24 protein-coding genes are annotated in these 25,886 nt (G+C 64.6%); 7 read left to right on the forward strand and 17 right to left on the reverse strand.

Annotation, left to right across the window (positions count from 1 at the left end; all coding sequences use genetic code 11):
* Window positions 1-161: 161 nt before the first annotated feature.
* The 6 genes from ACLMAJ_RS12565 to ACLMAJ_RS12590 all read right to left on the reverse strand — a co-directional run bounded on the left by ACLMAJ_RS12565 (window position 162) and on the right by ACLMAJ_RS12590 (window position 7,536).
* Window positions 162-1,130 (reverse strand): zinc-dependent alcohol dehydrogenase family protein, encoded by a 969-nt coding sequence (locus ACLMAJ_RS12565; RefSeq protein ID WP_412013799.1) that lies wholly within the window; start codon window positions 1,128-1,130, stop codon window positions 162-164.
* An 877-nt stretch (window positions 1,131-2,007) separates the two neighbouring features.
* Window positions 2,008-2,727 carry a MerR family transcriptional regulator gene (locus tag ACLMAJ_RS12570; RefSeq protein ID WP_412013800.1) on the reverse strand — a complete coding sequence of 240 codons (720 nt, stop codon included), beginning with the start codon at window positions 2,725-2,727 and terminating at the stop codon, window positions 2,008-2,010.
* Window positions 2,728-2,769: 42 nt separating this feature from the next.
* A complete protein-coding gene (locus ACLMAJ_RS12575) occupies window positions 2,770-4,194 on the reverse strand; it encodes a serine hydrolase domain-containing protein (protein WP_412013801.1) in 1,425 nt (474 codons plus the stop codon).
* 98 nt (window positions 4,195-4,292) lie between these two features.
* Window positions 4,293-4,523: a DUF6400 family protein gene (locus ACLMAJ_RS12580; protein ID WP_412013802.1), complete on the reverse strand. Its 231-nt coding sequence runs from the start codon at window positions 4,521-4,523 to the stop codon at window positions 4,293-4,295.
* 691 nt (window positions 4,524-5,214) lie between these two features.
* Window positions 5,215-5,463, reverse strand: coding sequence for a hypothetical protein (locus ACLMAJ_RS12585; protein WP_412013803.1), 249 nt, complete (start codon window positions 5,461-5,463; stop codon window positions 5,215-5,217).
* Window positions 5,464-6,003: 540 nt separating this feature from the next.
* Window positions 6,004-7,536: an amino acid permease gene (locus ACLMAJ_RS12590; RefSeq protein ID WP_412013804.1), complete on the reverse strand. Its 1,533-nt coding sequence runs from the start codon at window positions 7,534-7,536 to the stop codon at window positions 6,004-6,006.
* Window positions 7,537-7,810: 274 nt separating this feature from the next.
* Here ACLMAJ_RS12590 and ACLMAJ_RS12595 point away from each other — a divergent pair, with 274 nt between their 5' ends.
* Window positions 7,811-8,551, forward strand: coding sequence for a hypothetical protein (locus ACLMAJ_RS12595; RefSeq protein ID WP_412013805.1), 741 nt, complete (start codon window positions 7,811-7,813; stop codon window positions 8,549-8,551).
* Between the two features lie 313 nt (window positions 8,552-8,864).
* Window positions 8,865-9,479: a hypothetical protein gene (locus ACLMAJ_RS12600; RefSeq protein ID WP_412013806.1), complete on the forward strand. Its 615-nt coding sequence runs from the start codon at window positions 8,865-8,867 to the stop codon at window positions 9,477-9,479.
* Between the two features lie 335 nt (window positions 9,480-9,814).
* On the opposite strand, the gene ACLMAJ_RS12605 is transcribed toward ACLMAJ_RS12600, so the two are convergent.
* The gene (locus ACLMAJ_RS12605; RefSeq protein WP_412013807.1) at window positions 9,815-10,384 is read right to left on the reverse strand and encodes a TetR/AcrR family transcriptional regulator; all 570 of its coding nucleotides are present in this window, start codon (window positions 10,382-10,384) and stop codon (window positions 9,815-9,817) included.
* A gap of 59 nt (window positions 10,385-10,443) precedes the next feature.
* Between ACLMAJ_RS12605 and ACLMAJ_RS12610 the strand changes: the two genes are divergently transcribed.
* The 5 genes from ACLMAJ_RS12610 to ACLMAJ_RS12630 all read left to right on the forward strand — a co-directional run bounded on the left by ACLMAJ_RS12610 (window position 10,444) and on the right by ACLMAJ_RS12630 (window position 14,571).
* Entirely contained in the window at window positions 10,444-11,184 is a 741-nt protein-coding gene (locus ACLMAJ_RS12610; RefSeq protein ID WP_412013808.1) for an SDR family oxidoreductase, read from the forward strand.
* A gap of 249 nt (window positions 11,185-11,433) precedes the next feature.
* A complete protein-coding gene (locus ACLMAJ_RS12615) occupies window positions 11,434-12,228 on the forward strand; it encodes an SDR family NAD(P)-dependent oxidoreductase (RefSeq protein WP_412013809.1) in 795 nt (264 codons plus the stop codon).
* A 258-nt stretch (window positions 12,229-12,486) separates the two neighbouring features.
* On the forward strand, window positions 12,487-12,645 hold the full coding sequence (locus tag ACLMAJ_RS12620; protein WP_412013810.1) for a hypothetical protein: 159 nt from the start codon (window positions 12,487-12,489) through the stop codon (window positions 12,643-12,645).
* A 184-nt stretch (window positions 12,646-12,829) separates the two neighbouring features.
* Window positions 12,830-13,114 carry a hypothetical protein gene (locus ACLMAJ_RS12625; protein ID WP_412013811.1) on the forward strand — a complete coding sequence of 95 codons (285 nt, stop codon included), beginning with the start codon at window positions 12,830-12,832 and terminating at the stop codon, window positions 13,112-13,114.
* Between the two features lie 536 nt (window positions 13,115-13,650).
* Window positions 13,651-14,571 carry a class I SAM-dependent methyltransferase gene (locus ACLMAJ_RS12630; protein ID WP_412014069.1) on the forward strand — a complete coding sequence of 307 codons (921 nt, stop codon included), beginning with the start codon at window positions 13,651-13,653 and terminating at the stop codon, window positions 14,569-14,571.
* Between the two features lie 304 nt (window positions 14,572-14,875).
* Here the strand turns inward: ACLMAJ_RS12630 and ACLMAJ_RS12635 are convergent, their stop codons facing one another.
* The 10 genes from ACLMAJ_RS12635 to ACLMAJ_RS12680 all read right to left on the reverse strand — a co-directional run bounded on the left by ACLMAJ_RS12635 (window position 14,876) and on the right by ACLMAJ_RS12680 (window position 25,867).
* The gene (locus tag ACLMAJ_RS12635; RefSeq protein ID WP_412013812.1) at window positions 14,876-15,889 is read right to left on the reverse strand and encodes an alcohol dehydrogenase catalytic domain-containing protein; all 1,014 of its coding nucleotides are present in this window, start codon (window positions 15,887-15,889) and stop codon (window positions 14,876-14,878) included.
* Window positions 15,890-16,597: 708 nt separating this feature from the next.
* Complete coding sequence (locus tag ACLMAJ_RS12640) at window positions 16,598-17,797, reverse strand: vWA domain-containing protein (RefSeq protein WP_412013813.1); 1,200 nt, start codon at window positions 17,795-17,797, stop codon at window positions 16,598-16,600.
* The gene (locus tag ACLMAJ_RS12645) at window positions 17,797-18,444 is read right to left on the reverse strand and encodes an SRPBCC family protein (RefSeq protein ID WP_412013814.1); all 648 of its coding nucleotides are present in this window, start codon (window positions 18,442-18,444) and stop codon (window positions 17,797-17,799) included. Before ACLMAJ_RS12645 ends, ACLMAJ_RS12640 begins: the two co-directional genes overlap by 1 nt.
* 13 nt (window positions 18,445-18,457) lie before the next feature.
* Complete coding sequence (locus ACLMAJ_RS12650; RefSeq protein ID WP_412013815.1) at window positions 18,458-19,345, reverse strand: AAA family ATPase; 888 nt, start codon at window positions 19,343-19,345, stop codon at window positions 18,458-18,460.
* Window positions 19,342-19,935, reverse strand: a complete 594-nt coding sequence (locus ACLMAJ_RS12655; RefSeq protein ID WP_412013816.1) for a nucleotidyltransferase family protein — start codon at window positions 19,933-19,935, stop codon at window positions 19,342-19,344. Before ACLMAJ_RS12655 ends, ACLMAJ_RS12650 begins: the two co-directional genes overlap by 4 nt.
* Window positions 19,932-20,825, reverse strand: coding sequence for an XdhC family protein (locus ACLMAJ_RS12660; protein ID WP_412013817.1), 894 nt, complete (start codon window positions 20,823-20,825; stop codon window positions 19,932-19,934). Before ACLMAJ_RS12660 ends, ACLMAJ_RS12655 begins: the two co-directional genes overlap by 4 nt.
* 25 nt (window positions 20,826-20,850) lie before the next feature.
* On the reverse strand, window positions 20,851-23,241 hold the full coding sequence (locus tag ACLMAJ_RS12665) for an aerobic carbon-monoxide dehydrogenase large subunit (protein WP_412013818.1): 2,391 nt from the start codon (window positions 23,239-23,241) through the stop codon (window positions 20,851-20,853).
* Window positions 23,238-23,756, reverse strand: coding sequence for a (2Fe-2S)-binding protein (locus ACLMAJ_RS12670; RefSeq protein ID WP_412013819.1), 519 nt, complete (start codon window positions 23,754-23,756; stop codon window positions 23,238-23,240). Before ACLMAJ_RS12670 ends, ACLMAJ_RS12665 begins: the two co-directional genes overlap by 4 nt.
* Before the next feature lie 2 nt (window positions 23,757-23,758).
* Window positions 23,759-24,649 carry an FAD binding domain-containing protein gene (locus ACLMAJ_RS12675; protein ID WP_412013820.1) on the reverse strand — a complete coding sequence of 297 codons (891 nt, stop codon included), beginning with the start codon at window positions 24,647-24,649 and terminating at the stop codon, window positions 23,759-23,761.
* Between the two features lie 57 nt (window positions 24,650-24,706).
* On the reverse strand, window positions 24,707-25,867 hold the full coding sequence (locus tag ACLMAJ_RS12680) for an XdhC family protein (protein WP_412014070.1): 1,161 nt from the start codon (window positions 25,865-25,867) through the stop codon (window positions 24,707-24,709).
* Window positions 25,868-25,886 lie beyond the last annotated feature (19 nt).

The raw sequence follows: 25,886 nt of genomic DNA on the forward strand, positions 1-25,886 counted from the left end.
CGGACTCCCGGTAGAGAGGGTTTGTCCTCGCAAGACAACCCTGGAAGCCGAGACTCCATGCGGTCGATGATCGCGCTGGGGTCGGTGGACACTTTCACGTCCCGGTTGGTCACGTAAACATCTTGTCAACGCACCGTGCCGAGGTCGCGCGCTCGTCACCTTCATCGCCCCGCCACTTTCAGCAGGATCTTGCCGCCACGGAGGAGATGTTGCACCGCGTCCTGGATGTGCTCGAGGGGGTACACGCGCGCCACGGGGACAACGAGGGCGCCGTCGGCCACCAGCGGTGCCGCCTCACGAATGACAGGCACCACCTTTTCGCGGTAGTCGTAGTCGCCGACAAAGAATCCGCGGACGGTGAGGTGCTTGGCGACCAGTGCCGAGGTGTCGACCCACATGGGTTCGTCCCTGGCCCAGGAATAGCTGACCAACCATCCACCGTCGGACAGCAATTCGAGCAGCCGCCCCACCCCCGGTCCACCGACGGCTTCCACTGCCAGCGCCACTCGCGCGTCGCCGATCACTGCTCGAACATCGCCGACCGCATCGGGATCGTCGACGTGGACCACGTCGGCCCCGGCTGCTGTGAGCTCTGCGAACGTTGCGTCGTCACGGGCCAGGTTGATCGTCTTCAGTCCACGAAGTTTGGCTAGCGCGATCAATGACCGTCCCACACCGGAGTTCGCGGCGTTCTGAACCACCCAGTCACCGGGCTGTAGGGGGGTGCATTCACTGAGCATCAACCCTGCCGCCGGAGGGTTGCTGCCCAGCATCGAGTACTGCTCGATGTTGCCGCCGGCGGGGAGTGCGAACAGGCCGTCGGCGGGCACGACGAGCCGCTCACGCCACGCACCGGCATACAGGGGTAGCACGACCAGATCACCGACTTGAAGTCCATCGACCTCGGCGCCAGTGGCAAGCACGCGCGCGACGCCCTCTGCGCCTGGTATGTGGGGCAGGGGTGGTCGCGCCAGCATGCCGGTGACAACCAGTAGGTCGTGTTTGTTCAACGGTGAGACCTCAACGCTCAACAGAACCTCATGCGGGCCTGGTGGCGGCGGCTCCTCGATGTCGACGATGCGGAGCACCTGCGCGGGGTCGCCGAACTGTTCAATCTGGATGGCGCGCATATTAATTCCTCTCCATCGAAGGTGGGGCCGTTGTCTGAGCGGCTGCCTACCGAGGCTGCTGATCAGCGGTTCCTACCTCTAGTTGCATGGCTGCTCACGGAGCGAATCGTCGAAACCGGGTTATGTCGTGGTGACACCGGACCGATGACGAGCGGGCCGCGCCTGTCCGGCGTCGAGAACCACTCATCCGCAGAGGTGTTGTGCCGCAACCGATCTCAGAACAACAGCGACGACGGAGCCGACAGCAAAGCCGCCCACCCACACTGGAGCCGACCGAGAGTTATGACGGTATGAGCACTATGACGATATGGCGGCCCTGGCGCGCTCTCGGAGCATGGCGCCAGCAAACTCCGGCCCACCGCCTCCGAGTCGCCGGTAAAAACGTCTCTACCAGTATATATAAGGTGTGACGGGCGGGCGGCGTGACGCGCCGCGCCGCGCCGGAGACGACCGCAGCAGCTTTTCAGAGGAGAGTTATGCCCCACATGGCGGTCTTCTACCATCCCCTCTAACAGCACGTCACCGGTCTCTGGCTGGGGAAGCTCGAGAAAGGACATCGGTGACGGTGCCGCCGGGAGCGATGGCGTTGACAAGCGGGACGAAATGGCAAAGATATTTGCGAGCTATCTGAACATCCTTCGCAAACACGGTGAGTACTGGGAAGCGCAATTGAATCGGGAAGATGGCCAGCCAGCTCCGCCGCCGGTCGCAATTGCCCCGGCAGAGCCGTCAGCCACGGCGCCCGACAAAACCAGCTACACCTGGGCACCAGCCGGGCGCTGGGTCTGCACCATCGCCGACGGATGGAACCAGCGACGCACCATGTTCACAAACAGCGCAGCACACACATCAAACCGAGCAGCACGCAAAATCGACGCTAGCCTTTCATGAGTTGGGCGAGGCGGTCCCAAGCCGGGGATGAGGCTCCGGGCTGGGACACTGCCGCCAACCGGGCGATGGTCGGGTTGGAAACGGGGCGGGTCTCGGATCGGCTGTGGTGGTTGGCGAACCAGTTCCGGGTACGGTCCGCGAGGGCGGGAAGGCGGGGATCGTTCGGCGACCAGTCGTAGGCGGCGTCATGTTCGAGGTAGAGGGCGCGGAACTCGGGATCGGTGATCAACTCGCGTTTTTCGGCGATCCACACGGCGGCGTCCTCGGGTGACGCTGTTTGCATGAGGATCCAGCCGTCGCGTTCCAGGCGCACCTGACGCTCGCCGACGCCGAGTTCGCGCAGATCATCGAGATAGTCGGCGACTTCAGGGGAGACGAAAAGCCGGTCGCCGCCGCGAAGCTGAGTGAGTTGGTCGCGGGTTCGCCGCAGCTGCGCGATGCGGTCTCGGAGGTTGTGGTCGATCTCGGCGATGGCTGCCGTGAGCGCGTCGGCGTCGGCGTCGAGGAGGTCTTTGATGTGAGCCAGTGGCACGCCTGCATTGGCCAGTGTCCTGATCTTGACGAGGGCGATGGCGTCTTGCGCGGTGTATCGCCGATAGCCGGACGAGTCGCGGTCGGGCTCGGCGAGCAGACCGCGCTCGTGATAGTGGCGGATGGCTTTGATGGTCACCCCGGCGTAGTCCGCGAGCTGGCCGATCGTGATCATGCTCGACATCCTTCTACTCGGCGGTCAGGTCATTCGGAACGGTCAGGCTCGTCGGGTCAGGCGGCCGCCGCCGTTGCGGAAGCGCGCTTGGCCGTCGCGGACGTCGTGGTAGGAGACGAGCAGCAGTCGCAGGTATCCGTCGAACGCCTCCAGTGGGTATCCGGCGGGCGAGAAAAGGCCGGGCCGGATCGGCACGTAACGCTGCGGCGGGGCGGAGGTTACGCCGCCGGCGAACTCGGTGAAGATCCGCTCTTGCGATTCGTCCGCGGGTTCGTAGGTCATCCGCTCCTCGAGCTGGCCGTCGACGATGCTGACATCGATGCGGAGCTGATCGGAGCGGTAGGTGCCCACATATGGGGTGATGTCGACGTCCTGCTCCAATTCGGTGATCAGAGCGGGGATCTGGACGCCAATATGCTCGCTCAGGAGCCGCTGCAGGATCTGGTCCTGCAGCATGATCGCTCCCGAGGTATTGCCGAAGGCGGTGAAAACCAGGTCGTGTTCAGGCACGACGCACAGGATGGACACGCCGCCGGGCGACGCGCCCGACATGGCGAGGACGGTCGTATCGCCGAACGGATACAGTACCCAACCCAGGCCGATCGGCGGGACGTTCGGGCTGGCCATGTCGTAGGAGACCTGCTGCATCAGCGCGGTCGACGCGGTTGAGAGGACCCGAGCGCCGGCGGGGGACACACCGCCCGCGAGGTGGGTGCGTCCGAAGGCGAGCAGGTCTGCGATGGTGCCGATCGGCGTGCCGCCGGCCGGTCCCCAGGTGTCGGGCAGTGTGAACATGCCGGTGGGCTTGGCCGCCATGGTCTCGTGGTCATTGAAGTGGCCGACCGCGGTGCTGCGCAGGATGGCCTGCTCGGCTGAGGTGCTGGAGTCCCGCATGCCGACGGGTGCGTAGATATCGCGCTCGAGAAGGTCGGGAAAGGGCATGCCGGTCACCACTTCCAGCAGACGTCCCGCAACGATCATGCCGCCGTTGGAGTAGCTGAGCTGCTCGCCGGGTTCGAACAGGGTGCCGCAGCGGCTCGCGAGGCCTTCGACGTAGGTCTTCAGGGCGTCGCGGCCCTTGGCATCGGGGAATGACAGGTCCGCGTCGATGCCGTTGGTGTGCGAAATCAGGTGCCGGACCAGGATCTTGTCCGCCGCGCCCGGTGCGATCAGGGCGAATTCGGGTAGGTATTTCACCACCGGCATGTCGAGGTCCAGGAGTGCGCGCTCGACCTGTTGGAGGACCAACGTGGTGGTCAGGACCTTGGTGACAGAGCCGAAGAGGAATCCGGTGTTGTCGAGCATCGGTGCGCCGGTGGCGACGTTCGCGGTGCCGTGGGCGACGATGATCTGCTCGCCGGCGTGGTAGACGCCGGCAACGAAACCTGGGACGTTGTTGGACTCACAGTAGGCGGCGGCCTGCTCGCGGATCTGGGCTTCGACGGTGTGCAGTGCGTTGTTGTTCATGCGAACCATCGTGGAAGCTTGACCTAGGGGCAAGGTCAAGCCCTGAACAAAGAAACCCGGTGAGCACGTTGATCGTCATGGCGACTGCGGCGGTGAGATCAGTCGGCAATATGGCGGGTCGCCCGATCCGGCAGGATTCCGGCCCGGACGAGTTCCTCGTAGATCCGCTGCTGCTCATCGTCGAGATTCGAGTACAGCATGTCGTACGCCCGATCTTCCTCGGCGAGCACCGCCACCGGATCCCAGTCGTCACCGAGCGCCGCGACGACAGCGCTGCGCCGTCGTGCCTCGTCCAGCGTGAGGTCGTAAGCAAAAGTGTGGTCGGCCATGTGGGCATCTCCAGCCGGTTTCTTTCCGATAACGAATTGACGACGATGCCCAACCATGTCTCCTCGGGCAATGACGTGCATCACATTCCTCGGTTGGACTTCGTCACATGTAATGCCCGTGCGCGGACTGGGCCACGGAGTAAAACGTGTCCACATAATCGCCACGACACGTCCACCGCTGAAATCTGGCACGGCGGCGCTATATCGTCACGCCGCCGACAGGGCGGAACTCGTCACTGGTCGTCGCTGGCGCCGGGTGCTGTTGCCGGCGACCCCGTTGCTATTTACCCCGACGCGAACACCCCGCACCGATCGAACCGAATTGGGCCGTACGACATCAGCGGCCGGTGTCGAGCGCACGATAATCGGCAGTTGCGAACGTTCACGAACGCGCGCCACGCTGATTACAGGACGTTCTGTCCCCCAGCGTCTCTCGCTCGATCATCGAGTGTCGTACCCGCATGTCGCAACGCGGGACCGTCGAGCCATTCGAGTGCGCTGGACCAGGTCCTCATCGCCAAGATTCGTCAGGAAAGCGTTGCCCGGTGCGGGTTGATCGAAGTCAAGTGCTTCCAGGACGCCCGGTGGGTCGTTCCGTACTTCTTACGCAACTCGACCTCCTCGCCGACCGCGAAAGGGATTCGGTCTGACTCGTCGGTAAGATTCCTCGACGCGGAACTGGCTGGCCATGTCACGCCTGGCGGTTGATGACGGTCCCGGCGGTGACGATAGATCGGAGCTCGGCATCCAACAAGATCGTTGTTTTCCCTTGCCGACTGTGACTGTGCAGTTCGATCGATTTGATCGTCGTAACCGTTGTCTGGTCACCGTTCTGGATAGACACCTCGTCACCGATGCTGACCGGCTCGCCGGAGAGTGTGCCGGTGACAAAGATCCAGTCGGCTCGGCTTGGGAGGAGATCCACTCGCTCGACAACCATTCGTCAAATTTCGTCAGTCATTGCGTGTTCCTCCGCCAGGTATCGACGAAGCTGTCCTCGGCTGCGTAGGCTTCGTCCTCCAGTGTGAAATCGGCTGAGCTTGAAGTGCCCGCAAGACGGCCGTCCCGAAGGGTTCGTGTTCGTCTTCGACGGCGGCGTCCTGGCCGACAGCGACATGGCCTCGATCTGTGCCGATGCCGCGGATCTCGGCGAGCGCTGCCTGCACCTGCGCGGCTCGGTTCTTCACCCACGACGTACCGCAGATACCCGCGGACCGAGAATTAGCCTCGGCCGATAGCAGTCGGGCTATGTCGCTTCCGCAGGTGTTCGCAACACAGTGCCTGACGTCCGTTCCGGCCGGTAGAGCTTGCCCCGCAAGGCTACTGCGCCACTGGTGAATTCGACATCGACACGCATCGCGATCCTTCCTTGACATCCCGTCCTGCAATTCAACCTACGGCGTGCGAGATGTGACCACTCGTGGTCGACACACGAATCTGCTCCCAGAACGTCGCAACGCCCTGGGAGCAGTCCACGCCGCTATTCGCGTTCGTTGTGAACCACGACCTGGTCGCTCGCCTCGTGATCAGGCGACGGACGCTCGGCGAGCACCGGAAACCGGCCGGTGTAACCCTCGCGCTGCAGCGCGATGCTCGCTACCCGCTTGCGGGCGAGAAACCACCCGACTACCAGCATCGGAACTATGATGACGCCCACGGCGATCACCGCGCCACGCTGCAACTCGTCATCACTGAATGCCATCAGCGCGACCACCGTCGCCAGGAACACCAGCGTGGCATAGCTCGTGTAGGGCGCACCCATCAGCCGGAACTTCGGCCGCTCCAGCTTGCCGTCACGCGCCCAACGCCACAACTGCAATTGGCAGACCACGATCGCCGTCCACGCCACGATGGTGCCCAACGCCGACATGTTCAGCACGATCTCGAATGCTTTGTCGGGCACCATTACGTTCAAGCCGACACCGAGCAACGCGATCGCACCGGTCGCCAGGATGCCGACATAGGGCACACCACCGCTGGACATCCGCGACGCGATGGCAGGCGCACTACCGTTCATCGACATCGACCGCAGGATCCGGCCGGTCGAGTACAGGCCAGCGTTCAGGCTGGAGAAGGCCGCGGTCAGCACGACCATATTCATGACCGAACCCGCGCCGTCGACACCGATCCGGGAGAAGAAGGTGACAAAGGGGCTCTCGCCGGACTTGAAAGCGGTGTAGGGCAGCAACAAACCCAGCAGCACCAATGATCCGACGTAGAACAAAGCGATCCGAGCGATGACGGAGTTGATCGCGCGCGGCATAATCTTTTCCGGATTCTCCGTCTCGCCGGCCGCCGTGCCGACCAACTCGACGGCGGCATAGGCGAATACGACACCCGTGGTAACCAGTACCAAAGGCAGGATGCCGCTGGGGAACAAGCCGCCACTATCGGCAATCACCTGCGGGCCGGTGTGCTCGCCCTTGATCGTGAATCGGCCCGCGAGGAAGATCGTGCCGACAATCAGGAAAGTCACCAGAGTGACGACCTTGATCATCGCGGCCCAGAACTCCAGCTCACCGAACCACTTGACCGACACCATATTGATGCTGACCACCAACGCCAGCGCAACCAGTGCGATCAGCCACTGCGGAATCGCCTCGAAGGCTCCCCAGAAGTGGACATAAGTGGCGATGGCCGTGATGTCCACGATCCCGGTCATACACCACTGAAAGAAGTACATCCACCCGACCGTGAAAGCCAGCTTCTCACCGTAGAACTCACGAGCGTAGGAGACGAACGACCCCGAGGAGGGGCGATGCAGCACCAGCTCGCCGAGCGCGCGCAGGATGAAGAACACGAACACACCGCAGACGGCGTACACCAGAAACAGCCCGGGCCCTGCGTTGGCCAGTCTGCCTCCCGAACCAAGGAATAGGCCGGTGCCGATGGCGCCACCGATCGCGATCATTTGTACCTGACGAGGACGAAGCGACTTGTGGTAGCCAGCGTCCTCATCGTGAAGCGCATTTACGGGCCCCGACACCTCCGAGGGCGGTCGAACTGTGGTCATGGCCAAAACCCCTCACATTACGACGATTGTGTCGCCGATTAACGTGCCACCAAGCAACGGCACAGTGGAGTTAATGTACCGCTGCATAACGGCCCGATCAATAGGATCGGGCCGATTCGACCGCCCCAATCCGGCCATGCAATTAGTTGCCACGTCATATTGAATTGATCCCATCAATTTCGGCCGCAAAACAGACTCTCGGACTCCAATTGCAAACCAACCGGAATGTTCTTAATTCGCCGAGGACACCGCCATACCCGGTACGTCGTTGGCGTTGCGGGAGAAAGACATCGAACTGCTCGACCACTCCAACGCCCACAGCACCACCACTGGGACGGTCTTCACCAACGGTTATGTTGCTTCGACATCGTTGGCGTTGACGGCCGAAACACCCACCGACACAGGGATTCCCACACGGTCGGACATCATGTGGATCTTCGAGCCGGGCTTACCGCGAACGACTCAGAAATGCGCCACCAAAACCATCCGGCGCCACGCCGCGCGCACCCTCGATACCCTCGCCTATCTCCTGCTCTCACCTCCGGTCGGGCCTGCGTCCCTGCCTGCACAATCGGCCATGCCAGCAGGCAACAACCTCGAGCGCGGTGACCTCGATGACGCGGTGCGCGGATTCTGGCAACTGCGACCGGGAGCAAGAGTCGACATCGTGTGTTCGGAGATCCCGAATGACGAACGCCCGGAATGTGCGTCACCGGCCGACCGCGACTACCTGCGGTATGCGAAGTTCGCTGATCTGGACACACTTATCTTCATGCGCACTCGCCTCGCGCAGCTGGCTCCGAGCGTGGTGGTGCGGGACTTCGCTCCCTCGGAGTATTACGACATTCACGCCGACGTACTGGTGGTGATCGGTGGTCCACGATTGAACGCAAAGTATCGAGAGTTCTTGCCGCAGTTGCCGTTTCGTTTCGATCCGCATCCGCTCGGCGAGGACGACCCGCTCGTTGCCCCTGACCTCGACGACTTAACCCTCTCACCACGTTGTGGCTCGTAGTCATATGGGCGGATCGACCGGCGCGAGACGCTGCGCGCCGTGTTCGACACGTATCGGGAGATGCCTCAAAACGCGATAGCGAGACGCTATCGTTTTCTCGTCGCGGTAGGTCCCTCATCTTTGTCGCCGCGACCGACCGGAAGAACCGAGGGCTCGTCCGACTGCCCGTGCAGCAGACCACATCGGGATCGAACGGGCTCCTCGGCTTCTGGCCGGGCGCAGCCCGCTCGCTGTCCGCAACACGCGCCGCGTCCTGGCGTGTGAGTCCGTAGGTCAAGTGCCCGATCACCACAGCCAGGAAGGTCGAGCCACAGTGTCCGATAGAGCAGTCCCCGCATCAGGATCCGGAGATCTCCGTCCCGGTGACGCTGAGCAGGATCCGCCGCTCAGCGAGCCCTTCGCGGTGTCGGTGGCCGAGCTCTCCGAGTCGGAAGTGGATCCCGCTTCTACCGCCATATACACCATGAACGACGATCGGCCTCTGCGGTACTGGCAGGACTACCACCTCGTGATCGGCCGCATAAAGGACGACGGCTTCTACTACTACTGGAACATCGACTGGGTAACAAATGATCAGTACGACTGGGACTATGCGCTGAAGAACCGCGAGGGCTTCAAGCACTCCAGCGCGATTCACAAATACCATCACCACGAAACCGACGAACGGGTCCAGGTGGACACCGAAGTACGCATGCGGATGGACAATCGCTACTGGTACAAGCAACGTGATCGGGTCAAGCGTGAAAGCCATTGGCAGGACAGCAAGGTTCGGGCCATGCGCCTCGAGCTCCTGCCCGGGCTCCGCAGCCTCTTTTACATCCAAGACGTCGACACCGGCGAATACATCGAGATGATGCTCAACCCCGGCTGGGCAGCCACTTGGGGCCACAACGGCAAGGCGGTCTTCGCCGCGCACACCCTGACATAGCAAACCGTCGACCGGGGCGGAAGGGACGCTTCCCACCCAAGATGACAGACCGGGAGGCGTGGGGCGTCGGGCCTACCGGACCGGCGAATCGTAGGAGGCTCTGTCGTTTACCTGCATTCACCCGATCCCGACCGCCGATGAGGTTCACGGATCGGCGGTCGGGAGTCAGAGATGTAGAGGTCTAGCCGAGGGCGGTGAAACCGTTCATGTCAACACCACCGTCCTTGGAGGGATGTCCTGAAGTCGGCAGATGCGGACGTTCGCGACCGCGCGCAACGCGGCAATACAGACGTTCGTAACTGGCCCACAACTGCTGCCTCCACGGCGTATTCGCCTCAGCGGCGGCACGCGCGGAGACCGTCGACGAGGATCGACAGCAACCGCGGCCCTCGCGCGTCGAGTTCGGCGTCGTCCAGCCGCGACAGCCAGCTGATGAGCACGATGACGTCGCGGGCTTCGGCGTCGGAACGGACGCTGCCGTCGGAGCGACCGGCAGCCAGCAGCAGTTCTACCGCCTCGCCGATCGGGCCGAGGCTGTGGGCGGCGAGGTCGCGCCACGTCGCTGCCTCGAAGGCGGCGAACACGTCGCGCTTGATCCGTGCGTAGGCGGCGACCCGGTCGAACCACGCTGCCAGCGCATCGAGCGGCTGGTGCGTTGCCAGCAGGCGCGGAGCTGTGGCGACCAGTTCTTCCACCTCATGGCGGTACACCTCGGCGAGCAGGTCCTCGCGTGTTGGGAAGTGCCGATACAGCGTGCCCTGTCCGATGCCGCAGGCCTTCGCGACCGCGTTGAGTCTCAGCTCTCCCGGCTCGTGCACGAGATTGCGTGCCGCTTGCAGGATCAGTTCGCGGTTGCGTTGTGCGTCCGCACGCCGCGTTCTTCCGCGCTTGACAGAATCGGACACCTGTCCGCTAAGATCGTCAGGGTAACCGGACATTTGTCCACTATAGCCGGAGGGTCCTCATGACCATTCAGGGCAAGGTCGTCGCCATCACCGGCGCCAGCAGCGGAATCGGTGAAGCAACAGCCCGTCACCTCGCCGCACTCGGTGCGGCCGTCGTGCTCGGCGCCCGCCGCACCGACCGACTGGACCGGCTGGTCGCCGAGATCGAAACCGCCGGCGGGCGAGCGGCCGCCACGCGCGTGGACGTCACCAATCCCGAAGACCTCCGATCGCTCGTTAGCGTCGCCGTCGACCGTTTCGGCCGTCTGGACGTCTTGGTGGGCAACGCCGGGATCAGCAGAATCAGCCCCATTGCCGACTTGGACGTCGAGGGCTGGTTGGCGATGGTCGACGTGAACGTCAAGGGGATCCTGCACGGGATCGCCGCGGCACTGCCGGTGTTCCGTCATCAGGGCAGTGGTCACCTCGTCACCGTCGTCTCGACCTCCGGCCTGAAGATCGTCCCCACCCAAGCGGTGTACGCGGGCACGAAGAACGCGGTGCGCACCCTCCTGGAGGGACTACGGCAGGAGAGCACCGACGGGGTGCTGCGGACGACGTCGATCTCCCCCGGCTACGTCCGCACCGAACTGGTCGACAACGCCGTCGACGACCCGGCCGTGCGCACACAGGTCAACCAGAACATGGCCGATCTCGGTATCGACCCCACGGCGGTGGCTCGGGCGATTGCCTTCGCGATCGACCAACCCGACGATGTCGAAATCGGAGACCTGACCATTCGACCGACCCGCCAGGGATGAGCGACCCAGTCCTGGCCATGCGCGGGATCGGGCAAGCCGGAGAGGTTGTGCGGCAACCGGATCCGCCTGATCGCAGGTCGCCGATTTCAGCCTCGGCAGCAAACGCGCGCATTTCGGCAATACCGGATTTCCCGAGCCGCACCGCCGGGCACAGTTCGGCGTCGCCATGTTTGCCCTCTCTGCTGGTCGAGTTTGCCGATTCGGGCGTGGCGGAAACTCCACATCCGAAAGCTGCGGCACGATGGTGCGATGCACATAGACCTTTCCGGACGACGCGCATTGGTATCAGGATCCAGTCAGGGCATCGGGTTGGCTATTGCGACAGAACTGGCCCGGGCGGGGGCATCGGTGGTGGTCAACGGACGGGACCGCGACAAGACCGAGCGAGCCCGCGCGAGCATCACGAGCGAAGTGCGGGGCGCCGAGGTTACTGCCGTGGCAACCGATCTCGCCTCGGCAGACGGTGCGGCGACGCTGCGCGAGCAGATCAACGATCTCGACATTCTCGTCAACAACCTCGGCATCTTCGGCGCCAAGCCGGTGCTCGAGATCGAGGACGACGAATGGCGGCGCTACTTCGAGGTCAACGTCCTGTCCGCGGTGCGGCTGATCCGAATGTACTTGCCAGGAATGATGGACCGCGGGTTCGGGCGAGTGATGAACATCGCCAGCGACTCAGCGGTCGTGACCCCGATCGAGATGGTTCATTACGGCACTACGAAGACTGCCTTGTTGGCGGTCACCCGTGGTTACGCGAAAGCGGCGGCGGGCACCGGCGTCACCGTCAACTCGGTGATGGCAGGGCCGACACACACGCCAGGCGTCGAGGATTTCGTCCGTGAGTTGGTGGGCGACGAATTGCCGTGGGATCAGGCCGAACACCAATTCATGATGGACCATCGTCCACACTCGCTGATCCAACGTCTGATCGAGCCGACCGAGATCGCGGCCATGATCGTTTACCTGAGCTCGGAATTCGCCTCGGCCACGACAGGCGGCGCCCTTCGAGTCGACGGCGGCTACATAGACTCCATCCTCCCTTAGCACTCCGGGCGCACTTGGTTATACGATGCGTCGTCGCTGGTAGTGGGCTTATTTGGCTCGGTATTGGTGGCGTCGGCGCCAGATCGACCACCGCCAGATCTGGGTCGCGGTGGTGGTGATCAGGTGTGCCAGAAGACGTCTGATTGTGACCTTTGCTTTCATTCTCCCGCCGCCAGAATCCTTGGCGTACTGAGCATTGTTACGGCGTGACGGCACGAACTTGTCGACGCGTTTGGGTTGGGCGCCCGAAGTATTGGAGTGCGAACCGGGGATGACGTCCTGATCGCCGCACATCCGGGCACTCTGCTCGTCGTGGCACCCGACGTGGTCGAGGAAACGGTGCAGCGGGTCTGTGCCGCCGCAGCGGCGGAGGTGCGCTCACGCGCCGAAGATCCCTCGGTCCCGAACCCAGATTAAGCAATCCGGCTGAACATACAGCAGAAGTACGGCGCAGTATCAGAATTATCCGCAGCAGTATAGGTACATCGGTGATGAATCCTCATACTTGGGAAATTGGTCAACTGGTGATACACCCCAACATTGGCCATCAACTGCGGCGCTGTTGATCGAACTTCGATATGCACGTTCAGGAGCTTTGCCTGTGAAAATCGGAATCCCCTACGAAATCAAGAACTTGGAGTACCGCCTAGCGATGGCCCCGGCCGGGGTCAACGAACTGATCTCCCCCGGACACGAGGTGTTCGTCGAATCCGGCACCTGCCGCGGGTCATCGTGCGATGACGCGCACTGCCTGTGGGCGGGCGCGACGATCGTGTCCGCCGACAACGTGTGGGGCACAGCCGAACCGCGACCCGAGGTCAAGGAACCGATCGCCGAGGATGGCCACGCAGATTTCTGCCCGGTGCCCGAGGAGGTTCGAGCCTGACATGGATAGCCAGACGTCTCCGCATCCGAAGGAACCGGACGTGCACCTTGCAGTGCAACTCGGTAGTGTGCGGCTCGATTTCACAGCGTGCGTCACTGCGGCTTTGTTATTCATACAAGATTGCCGTGACCGCTGCTATCCGAAACATCTCGCAGTGATGCCTGATGACAGCCGTCGGTATCCACGCTTGCCCAATGAGCGCCTGTACCTGGAGCCTTGACCCCCCCATGAGCCGACGGTCCAAGCCAGAGACTCCGCCGAGCCCGTGCTCGGCGTCGAAAAAGGCGAGCAGGGACTTGGGGCCCGGGGCGAGGAAGTACGGATCGGTGTGCCAGCCCGCGCCCCGAATCTCGTGGCCGACGGTCGGACCGAAGTCGCTGCGGGCGGCTGCGTCCGTGTCCGAAGTCCACTCGGTCGTATGATCGAGTTCGTAACAAGTTCTACCCATCGACAGCAGCATATTTGCCACGCCGACAAGAGGGCTCCCCCTTACCTTGCTCGAGCGCAACCCCGGATTCCGACTTGTCAGCTATCGCATTCAGGACACTTCTGAGGAAAGCATTATGCGTACCGAAGGCGACACCTGGGACATTGTGAGCAGCGTCGGCATGACCGCGCTCGGCGTCGCGGCCGCCCGCGCGATCGAGACCAAACAACCCGATGCTCTTGTCCATGACGAGTACGCCGCCCTGTTCGTGGTGGCATCCGGCGATTCGGATATGAACCGACTGATCACCGATTCGACGTTGTGGGCGCAGACCCCGCTCACCGCTGGGTTCATCGGATATCGCAGTAAATTCTTCGACGATTTCTTCCTGTCCGCGGCGACGGCCGGGGTAACCCAGGCGGTGATCTTGGCCGCCGGGCTCGACGTCAGGGCCTACCGGCTGGATTGGCCGGCGCACGAGATTGTGTTCGAGATCGACCAGCCCAAAGTGCTCGAGTTCAAACATCAGGTGCTCACCGAATCGGGCACCGCGCCGAAGTCGGACCGGCACGAGGTGGCTGTTGATCTGCGCGACGACTGGCCCGCGGCGCTTGTCGAGGCAGGCTTCGATCCGACCTCGCCCACCGCATGGTCGGCAGAAGGGTTGCTGCCATACCTGCCAGGCGCCGCACAGGATGCCCTGTTCGCGCGAATCGGTCAGCTTTCGGCACCCGGTAGCAGGGTGGCGGCGGAGACCATCGGCGATAGCGTCGATATGGGCCGCATCGCCGAGCAGCAGTCGGAATACCTGCAGGGCACCCCGTTCGGCAAGGTCGACCTCGCGTCGCTGTTCTACACCGACGAACGCACCGATCCGGCTGAATGGCTCACCGCCCACGGCTGGACCATCTCGAGCCTGCACCTGCAGGAACTGGCCGCACGCTACGACCGTCCTATGCCAGCGGTCCCCGAATCGATGGCACAAATGTTCGACAACACGCGATACCTGACAGCTATCAAGCCGTCCTGATTCAGCGCTGTTCACCGAAACGTGCGCAGCCTCCCGCTGTTCGCTCCACTCGGCACCACGGCGAGACGGATCGCGCACACTCTGCGTTCGACTCGACGGCGATACTACGTGTGCTGCTCGGCATTCTGCCTGGCCATACTGGTGTACGGCCCACCTCGAGTACTTGTAGCTGGACCCTTCGTGATCGGAGCGGAGCGACGTCGTCGGATATTCGGGCGCGGCGACAATATTGATGGTCGTGCCGGACCCAGCGGCGGGCACGGGAGGCCAGCTGCGCGGCCGTGTTCACCGAGCGCGGCCATAGTCAGGCCGTGAGGACGATGCGGTATCGGGCCCGTCCCTGTTCCATTGCGGCATATGCCTCGGCGGCTTCATCCAGTGGCCGTTCCTGGATTCGCGTGCGCACGCCGGATTGGACCGCGAATTGCATCGTTTCCTCGATATCGCGCGCAGTGCCGGAGGCGTGGCCGGTGACGCTGAGTCCGGGCACGATCAGCTGCATCGGGCTGATCGGCAGTGGCTCGGCGGTGACGCCGATGGCGATGAGTTCACCGCGTGGTAGCAGCCCACCGACTGTTTCGGCCATGGCTGCGGCGCTGCCCACGGTCGCCAGAACGACCGACACACCGCCGAGCCCCCGCAACGCCGCGCTGACGTCGCCGGCGGTCGAGTCGATATAGTGGTGGGCACCGAGCGCGCGGGCGTCCTCGGCTTTGTCCGGGCCTCGGGCGATCGCAATCGTTTCGAAGCCCATCGCGCGCGCGAACTGCACGCCGAGGTGGCCCAGTCCGCCAATCCCCAGAACGGCCACGCGGTCGCCGGGCACCGCGCTGGTTTCGCGAAGCGCGTGGTAGGTGGTGACTCCGGCACAGCCCATCGGCGCGGCCTCGACCAGGGAAAGCTCGTCGGGGATGCGGGCAAGCGCATTGGCCGGTACCGTCACCGACTCGGCGTATCCGCCGGGGTACTGCCAGCTGGGGACCTGCATGTTCTGGCAGTGGATGAAGTCGCCTTTCCGGCATGGGACGCACTTGCCGCAATGCCCACCGAACCAGCCCACAGCAACACGGTCACCGACGACGTAGTTGTCGACATCGGCGCCGAGTTCGGCGATCGTGCCCGCGATCTCGTGACCGGGTGTCAGCGGCCACGTCATGTCCGGGAACCCGCCGCTGATGAACGAACGGTCGGTGCCGCAGATCCCGCATGCCGAGACCGCGAGGCGCACATGAGCGTGCGGCGGTGAGGTCGTTTCGACGTCGACCAGTTTCAACGCCGCACCGGCGGACTGCACGTGAACAGCCTGATGAGTAGACATCGGAATCCTCGCTTTCCTTGGGGAACGGCGGCGGCGAGGGCCTCACCGCAGCGGGACCGAGGCAGCGGCGCCGGCAATTCTCACTCGGTAATCGGGCACCAGATGGAACATCAGTTCTCACGGTTTGTGTCTGTATTCTTTGGCACCCCTGGATGCCATCGACGCTACTATCGCCTTCAACGATGGTGCCGGTGACACCCGGGTCCCGCCCGTAGAACTACCTGGTCGTGCCACTGTACGGTGGCCGCCGACGGGTCATCATCCGTCGTGCGCGGCGTCGCACGCTCCAGTGCGAACAGGCACCTGCCTAAAAGACCGTGCCATGAGAATCATACGTTCACCGAGGCGGTACCGGGGGTGTAACGCGCGTGTGTGCTTGCTGGTGCCTCGTCGAGCAGTCTGTGGGTAGGTAGTCCGGATGTCGGATCTCGAGTCGACTGCGAAAGCACGGACCGGCTTGGTGTCTGATTGGCCAGCGGATGCATGGCGGGCAACAAACTTCTTCGGCGGCCGATGCCATTGCAGCCCGCCACCGCAGACTCACGATTCTCGAATCGGCTTCCAACATTGAGCATTTCGGCGTAACCGGTCGTCTCGGTGCCGTACCAGCCGAGGGCAAGTACCTTCCCGATGTCGTCGATGAATTTCGATGGTGGCCGCGCTTTCATTCCGATGATGGCCGCTACCGGCGTTCTCCCCAGCTGGCTATCAGGTGAGAATCACCGATGCCAGGGCTTGCATGAACAGGTGCATGTCCGCCAGTGTCTGCGCGGGCATCATGATGTCGCAGTACGGCAGGGCTGCCGCCATTGCACCAGTGGCCGGCTGGAATCGGGGGTCGCCCGCACGGGGATTGAGCCAGATGACGCGCCAAGCCCGGCGTCGGATCCGGGCTATCGCGCGGGCGAGGACATCGGGGGTGTCGCTGTCCCAGCCATCCGATGCGATGACGACGACGGCACCGCGCACCGCGTTGCCGGACGGAGTTGCGAGCAGCGCGCCGAGGCATCGGCCGATGTGTGTGCCGCCGTAGCGGTCGACCACCTTGTCGTTGGCCCGGGCCAGCGCGACATCCGGCGAACGGTGCGCCAGCACCGAGGTCAGCCTGGTCAGCGAGGTTGAAAAGGCGAATACCTCTGGGCGATCGGGTGAATGGCGCTGCATCGCGGCCCGCATCAGGTGCAGATAGATCGTCGAATATGGCTGCATCGAGCGGCTGACGTCGCAGATCATGACGATTCGGCGCGGGCGGCTACGGGGACGGGCGCGGACCAGCACCGCCGACTCCCAGCCGGTGCGGCGGGAGTTGTTCATCGTCGCCCGGAGGTCGATCCGCTTGCCATGCGGATGCTTCTCGTAGCGCCTGCTGCTGCGCTGCGGCCAGTGCGCCGACGCCTGCTCCATCCAGGCCCCGACCGTGCGCAGATCATCCGGATCGAAGTGGTCGAACGGTTCCTGGGCACGTGCGGCGAACCGGCTCGGCAGCACGTCCGGCAGCGCCACACCCTGGTCTGTCGATCGGTCGGCAACGATCGCCGATCGCATTGTCGCCCAGGGGACTTCACCGCGTTGCCGAGACTGTCCCCGACCGCTCACGCGCGGTGCCGACGCGCGTTCGGTCGGCAGTCTGCGCGTCCGGCTCGGCGGGTCCACGCCCAACACCGCGTCGGCGAACACCGTCGCGAAGATCGCGTCGAAGGCAGCCAGATCCTGTACGCGATCGACGAGCGTGAGCCGCGCAGCCCAGTAGAACTCGGTGCGCGACCGCGGCGCCATGCGGCGCAAGGCTTGCACGAACAGCGCGGGCCCGCTCGGCGCCACCGCGACGCCACCACGCCGCAGCCGCGCGACCACCGCGACGGCGAATGCGGCGAGATCGACACCGCGTAGCAGAACCGCCCGCGTCATCACTTCCCGCGTATCAGCTTGCGTACCAGGACAATTGCGAGCGCGGCAGCCAGCCCTGCCGCGATTGCCGGTGCATACTTCTTGATCATCGCGGGCCCGACCAGATCGACGAGGTCCAGCGGTGCCGACTCCGATTGCGCAACCGGTTGTGGCCGCGTCCCCCGGCTGTCCGGCTCGACAGCCGGCTCCGCGGCGGCCGAATCGCCCGCCGCGAGTTTCGCTTCCAGGGACGCCACGAACTGGCCGACCAGTTTCTCGGACACCTGCTGCAGCATCCCGCTGCCGAATTGGGCGAGCTTGCCGACGATCTTGAGGTCGGTGTCCACGGTGACCCTGGTCTTGTCGCCGTCTCCGCGCAGTTGCGTGGTGATGGTCGCCGCGGCGTTTCCGGATCCGCGTGAATCCCTGCCGCTGCCGTTGATGACGGCGCGATGGTCGTGTTCGTCACGCTCGACGAAATTCGCCTTCCCTGTGAATTCGCTTGTCACCGGTCCGACTTTGATCTTCAGTTTGCCGAGGAAGTCGTCTCCCTCCCAGCCGACCATCTGTGCGCCGGGCATGAGCGGGACCACCTGTTCGAGGTCGGTCAGCACCTCCCATGCTTGCTCGACGGGTGCGTTGACGGTGAACTCGTTGGCGATCTTCATCGGAGTATCCCTCTCATCCGGTAGCCAGGCCTTGGGCGTATTCGTCGAATGCCGCGTGCACGGTGGCGCGATCGTCGGGTGTCTTCGCCAGCGCGCTCAGCGCGGCGACTGCCTCTGGCGCGGTGAGATCGGCGACGTCGAGCGTCGACAGGGCGGCGATCCAGTCGATGGTCTCGGCGACGCCGGGCGGCTTGTCGAGATCGAGATCGCGGGCGCGGCCGACGAATCGGGTGGCGTGCTCGATCAGCGCGTCGGTTGCCCCCGGCACGGTGCGTCGCACTATCGCCACCGCGCGGGACGGTTCCGGGTAGTCGATCCAGTGGTAGAGACAGCGCCGCCGTAGCGCGTCGTGCAGGTCGCGACTGCGGTTCGAGGTCAGCACCGCGGTCGGCGGGTGTTCGGCGACAAAGGTCCCGAGTTCGGGAACGGTCACCGTGGCCTCACCGAGGAATTCGAGCAGCAGTGCCTCGAATTCGTCGTCGGCACGGTCGATTTCGTCGATCAACAGCACCGGGGGCGTCGGCCCGCGATATCGCACACAGCGCAGGATCGGGCGGTCCACCAGGAATGCCTCGGTGAACAGGTCGGCTTCGGTGAGGTCGGTGCCGCGCGCCTCGGCGAGCCGGATGCTCAGCAGCTGACGCTGGTAATTCCAGTCGTACAGAGCTTCGCTCACGGTGAGGCCCTCGTAACACTGTAGGCGGATCAGCGGTGCACCGAGCACGGTGGCCAGGGTCTTCGCTGCCGTCGTCTTGCCCACTCCGGGTTCGCCTTCCAGCAGCAACGGCCGCCCCAACGTGGTGGCCAGATAGAAGGCGGCGGCGGTCCCGGTATCGAGCAGGTAGTCGTCGGCGTCGAATCGTCGCACCACGTCCTCGACATCGCCGAACGGCGACATCATGGCGACGCCGCGGCGCGCAGGCGCTCGTAGTCGTCCCAGGTGTCCACGTCCAAGGGCATCGGTGCGTCGACGTCGAGTCGGGACACCACGACGCGGCCCGACTCGATGATCTTCCACACGGCCTTGTCGCCGTGCAATCGGGCCGCCTGGCTGAATACGCTGCGGCTCAGCCAGAATGGATGCCCGATACCGTCGTGGTAGCGGCAGACCGTGATCGTTGCGGACGTTCCCTCTGCGATCAATCGGTCGACGGTCGCCGCCGACAGGCCCGGTTGATCACCGAGCATCAGCACGATTCCGGCGGCCCGGGGATGCACCGCACTCAGGGCTGAACGCAACGACGACGAACAGCCCGAATCGAAGTCGTCGGCCATGGCCACCTCCATCCCGCTGAGATCGACCTGCTGCCGGACCGCCGCCGCCGCGCCGCCGAGGGTGACGATGATCTGATCGAAAGCGCAGGATCGCACCACGTCGAGGGTGGCGCCGAGAACCGTCGTATTCCGGTACGGCAGTAGCTGTTTTGCGGTGCCGAGACGTCGTGAGGTTCCCGCGGCGAGCACGACTCCAGTGACGAACTCGATGGTCATGAGCCCGTCTTCGCCGCGGCAAAGGAGGTGCGGCAGCCGGAGCTGCAGAACCAGTGGTCGACATCGTCGATAGTGAGACGCGGTGTGTCCGGCCCGACCGTCACGGACATGCCGCACACTGGATCGAGCGCCTCGACCACGACATTCGCCGAGCGGGGCGTGACTGCCAAGCCACCTTTGCGGATCGCCTGGATCACTTGCGCGACAATCGAGACGGCGATCTCCGCGGAGGTCTTGGCGCCGATCGGCAAACCCGCCGGGGTGCGCACGCGCGCCCGCTCGGCGTCGGTCAACCCCAGCTCGTCGAGAATCGACGCACCCCGAATCCTGCTGGCCACCAATCCGATATACCCCACACCGGCGTCGAGCGCGGCGCGGATCATTTCGGCTTCCGGGCCACCGTGGCTGGCGATCACCATCGCCGTCGTGTCGGCCAGCGAATCCAGCGAGTCGTCTCCGGCAACACTGCGCCGCACCCCGAATCCCACCAGTTCGCACATTTCGGCCAGGGCGTCCGCGATGGGTGTCGCGCCGCAGATACGCACCAGCGGCGCCGGGAACTGCGGCTCGAGGAATATCTCGAGCGCTCCGCCGGACAGGCAGGGATTTACCACCACCGCCGCGCCGGGCGCTTCGGGAAACTGCAGATCGCCGTCGGGTAGCACGCGCAGCAACACACTCTCGTGCGACTGCAGGGCACCCAGCGCCGCCTTGCGGACCGAGTTCTGGGCGCACTGGCCGCCGACGAATCCTTCTATCGTCCCGTCCTGCAACAGTATCGCCTCGTCCCCGGGGTGCGCCGAGGTCGGCTGCTGAGCGCGCACGACGGTCGCGTGCACGAACGGAGTCCGGGTGCGAACCAACTGCTGTGCACGCTCGGTCATCTTCATCGGTGATCCCATCGCTCGCACCCACTCAGATGGGCGGTGTGGCCCGCCCCTGCATCGCTTCCCACACCCGCGACGGCGTCAGCGGCATGTCGGCGTGCCGAACTCCGAACGGCGCCAACGCATCCACCACCGCATTGACCACCGCTGCCGGCGATCCGACCGTGGCCGATTCGCCGATCCCTTTCGCGCCGATCGGGTGGTGCGGCGAAGGGGTGACCGTGTACCCGGTCTCGAAGTGCGGAACCTCGAGCGCCGTCGGAATGAGGTAGTCCATCAGGGATCCGCCGAGGCAGTTGCCGTCCTCGTCGAAGGCCATGATCTGCATCAGCGCCATGCCGATGCCGTCGGTAATGCCGCCGTGCACCTGACCCTCGATGATCATCGGATTGATCCGGGTGCCGCAGTCGTCGACGGCGAGGAAGCGCCGCACCTTCACCACGGCTGTCCCTGGGTCGATGTCGACGACGCAGAAGTACGCACCATACGGGTAGGTGAGATTCTCCGGGTTGTAGCAGATCTGCGCGTCGAGCCCGCCCTCGATACCCTCGGGCAGATCGCCCGCGCCATGTGCTCGCATCGCGATCTGCTGGATCGTCACAGCCGCGGACGGATCGCCCTTGACGTGGAACGAGCCCTTCTCCCAATCGAGGTCGGCGACGGAGACTTCGAGCATGCCGGACGCGATGATCCGCGCCTTGTCACGCACCTTCCGCGCCACCAGTGCGGCAGCGGCGCCCGAGACCGGTGTCGACCGGCTGCCGTAGGTGCCCAGGCCGAACGGAGTCTGATCGGTATCGCCGTGCACCACGTCGATGTCGTCCGGCGGGATGCCGAGTTCTTCGGCGACGATCTGGGCGAATGTCGTCTCGTGCCCCTGACCCTGGGTCTGAACCGCTATCCGCACAACGGCTTTGCCGGTCGGATGGACGCGCAGCTCGCACCCATCGGCCATCCCGAGTCCGAGGATGTCCATATCCTTGCGCGGACCCGCCCCGACGGCCTCGGTGAAGAAGGACATCCCGATCCCCATCAACTCACCGCGGCCGCGCTTGTCCTGCTGCTCCTTTCGCAAGGCGTCGTAGCCGATCATGTCCATCGCCAGGCGCATGGTCTTCTCGTAGTCGCCGGAGTCGTAGACCCAGCCGGTCTTGCTGGTGTACGGGAACTGTTCGGGGCGAAGGAGATTACGCAGCCGCAGTTCGGCCGGATCCATCTTCAGTTCGTAGGCGAGGCAATCCACCAACCGCTCGACGAAGTAGACGGCCTCGGTGATCCGGAACGAGCACGCGTAGGCGACGCCGCCGGGGGCCTTGTTCGTGTAGACCGCGGTCATCTTGCAGTAGGCGGCCTCGATGTCGTAGCTACCGGTGAAGACGCCGAAGAAGCCGGCCGGATACTTCAACGGCGCGGCCGTGCCGTTGAAGGCGCCGTGATCGGCGAGCACGGTCGACCGGATGGCCAGGATCTTGCCCTCGGCGGTGGCGGCGATCTCGCCGACCATGATGTAGTCGCGCGCGAATCCGGTACTGGTGAGGTTTTCGCTGCGATCCTCCATCCACTTCACCGGCTTGCCCAGCAACAGCGACCCGACGATGGCGCAGACGTATCCCGGATAGATGGGCACCTTGTTGCCGAACCCGCCGCCGATATCGGGTGAGATCACCCGGATCTTGTGCTCGGGCAGTCCTGCCACCAACGCGTAGAGCGTGCGGTGGGCATGCGGCGCCTGGCTCGTCGACCACAGCGTGAGCTTCCCCGTCACAGGATCGAGATCCGCGACGGCCCCGCAGGTCTCCATCGGGGCGGGATGCACTCGCGGATAGACGATCTCCTGCTTGACTACGACGTCGGCGCGCGCGAACACCGCCGCGGTCGCGGCGGCGTCGCCGGTCTCCCAGTCGAAGCACCGGTTGTCCCGCTTGCCCTCGAGATCGTCGCGGATCACCGGCATCTCGGGCGCCAGTGCGGTGCGGGCGTCGATCACCGGATCGAGCATCTCGTACTCGACGTTGATGAGCTCCAACGCGTCACGCGCGGAGTAGCGATCCTCGGCGACGACGAAGGCCACCTCCTGGCCCTGGAACCGGACCTTGTCCGTCGCCAGCACCGCCTGCACATCGTTGGACAGCGTCGGCATCCAGGCCAGTCCCTTCGCCGCCAGATCCGTACCCGTGACGACGGCCTTGACCTTCGGATGTGCCTGTGCCGCAGAGACATCGACGCTCACGATCCGTGCGTGCGCGAACGGCGAACGCAGGATCGCCAAATGCAGCATGCCGGGCAGCGACACGTCGTCGACATAGTTGCCGCGTCCCCTGATGAACCGCGGATCCTCCTTGCGGAGCATCCTGCCGTGACCACACGGCTTGTGGTCGTTGTCGACGCGGTCTTCGGGGCGGGACTCGACGGCGGTCATGACGCGCTCCGTACCGCCGCTGCTTTGGCAGCGGGTTCGGGCTCCGCCGCTTCACCTCGTTGCTTCGCCGCGGCCCACTGGACCGACCGCACGATGGTGGTATATCCCGTGCAGCGGCAGATCTGGCCCGAGATCGCCTCTCTGATGGTCTGCTCGTCGGGATCGGGGTTGCGGTCGAGCAGGGCGCGGGCGGTGATCATCATTCCGGGCGTGCAGAATCCGCACTGCAACCCGTGACACTGCATGAAGCCCTCCTGCACGGGATCGAGTTGGCCATCCACCTCGAGCCCCTCGACGGTGCGTACCGCACGACCGCCGGCCATAACGGCCAGTATCGTGCACGACTTCACCGGTTCGCCGTCGACCTCCACCACACAGGTGCCGCAGTTGCTGGTGTCACAGCCCCAGTGGGTTCCGGTGAGCCGCAACTGATCTCGCAGGAAATGCACGAGCAAGGTGCGTGGTTCGACCTCCGCGGTCACCAGCTCGCCGTTGACGGTCATGGTTACCTGCATGGCTAATTCCCTTCCAGCACAGGATCATTCAGTAGGCGATCGACGGCGGTGCGCAGCACGCGAATCGTCAGTTCGGACGCGAGATGGCGCTTGTAGTCCGCGCTACCGCGCGCATCGGAGGCAGGTGAGCACGCGGCGCTCGCCCGGCGGCCCGCCTCCGAGAAGAGTGCCTCGGTGGGCGGCTCACCGAGAAGCACGTCCACCGAGGAGGCGAGCGCCGCTGGATCGGGGTTGACCGCCGTCAGACCGATCCGCGCGGCCGCTATCGTCCCGCCCTGCAGTGTCACCGTCGCGCCGGCCGCCGCGATCGCCCAGTCGCCGACCCGGCGCTCCACCTTCGCGTAGGCACTCGATGTCCGATGCCGCACGGGAATTCGGATCTCGATCAGAAGTTCGTTGTGCGACATGGCGGTTTCGTACGGACCGACCAGGAAGTCGTCCATCGCGATCTCCCGATCGCCGGACGGTCCGCGCACCAGGCAGGTAGCACCGAGGACCGTACAGACCGTGGTGAGATCTTCGGCGGGATCGGCCTGGCACAGCGAGCCGCCGATCGTGCCGCGATTGCGCACGACCGGATCGGCGATCACGCGCTCGGCGTCACGGAAGATCGGGCACACCGCGGCGAGATCGGCGGACTCGAGCACATGCCGATGCCGGACCATCGCACCGATTCGCACCAGGGTCGGATCGGTGACGATGTATCCCAGCTCGGCGGCCAGGTCGTTGATGTCGATGAGATATTCCGGATTGGCCAGCCGCAGCTTCATCATCGGCAGCAGGCTGTGCCCGCCCGCGACGATGCGCGCCTCCTCCCCCAGCCGGTCCAGTAGTCCGATGGCGTGATCCACGCCCGTTGCGCGCTCGTATTCGAATGGCCCAGGAACTTGCATCTGATCGACCTCACATCGGCGGGAACAGGCTCAGCCTCTGCCCGGCCGATGTAGTCGTCAAGACCGACTTAAGGAATCACTTAATTCGCTGGTGGCGCCCGGTGTGTGGTGAATCCGGCCGCCGGTTTGTGCCAGTGAGCCACCTTGTCCGCCCCAGCGTCGCGCGATGATCTCGGCCGCAATCGACACCGCCGTCTCTTCCGGTGTCCGACCGCCCAGGTCCAGCCCGATCGGACTGGCAAGCCGGGCGAGTTGCTCGTCGGTGAGGCCGGCCTGTCGCAGGCGGGACAGCCGCTCATCGTGCGTGCGGCGCGACCCCATGGCGCCGACATAGCCGATCTCCGGTGCACGCAGTGCCACCTCGAGCAGCGGAACGTCGAACTTGGGATCGTGGGTCAGCACGCAGACGACGGTTCGCGAATCGACTGCGCCTGCCGCGATCTGCCCAGCCAGATAGCGGTGCGGCCAGTCGACGACGACCTCGTCGGCGGTCGGGAACCGGGCGGAGGTGGCGAATACCTGCCGCGCGTCGCACACCGTCACCCGGTACCCGAGGAACGATCCTTGCTGAGCGACGGCAGCGGCGAAATCGATCGCCCCGAACACCAGCATCCGCGGCTGTCGGGCATAGCTGGCGACGAAAACCGCCATGCCCTCACCACGACGCTGCCCATCCGGACCGTAGGACAGCACCTCACTGCGGCCCGCCGCGAGCAGCCCGCGTGCGTCATCGATCACCGCATCGTCGGCGCGCGCAGACCCCAGCGAGCCGTACGCATTGCTCGGCCGGATCAGCAGTCGTCGCCCTACCCAGGCGGCGTCGGGATGCTCGATGACGGTCGCGATCGCAACCGGCCGGTGGTCGGCGATATCGGTGGCGACCTCGCCGAGTTCCGGAAACGTCTCCCGCGAGATCGCTTCTACGAAGATATCGATGATGCCGCCACAGGTCAGACCGACGGCGAACGCGTCCTCGTCGGACAAGCCGTAGCGCTGCAGCATCGGACGGCCGGTCCGGACGACGTCGGTGGCGAGTTCGTAGACCGCGCCCTCGACGCAGCCACCGGAGACCGAACCGCCGACTGTCCCGTCCGGGGCGACGACCATGGCCGCACCAGGCGGTCGCGGTGACGACCGGAAGGTCCGCACGACCGTCGCTACCCCAGCCGTGCCCCCGGCGTTCCAGGTTGTCATCAGATCCGAGAGCACGTCCTGCATGATGTCCTCCAGGCACAAC

Source organism: Nocardia arseniciresistens (assembly GCF_046764875.1).
Taxonomy (GTDB): Bacteria; Actinomycetota; Actinomycetes; order Mycobacteriales; family Mycobacteriaceae; genus Nocardia; species Nocardia arseniciresistens.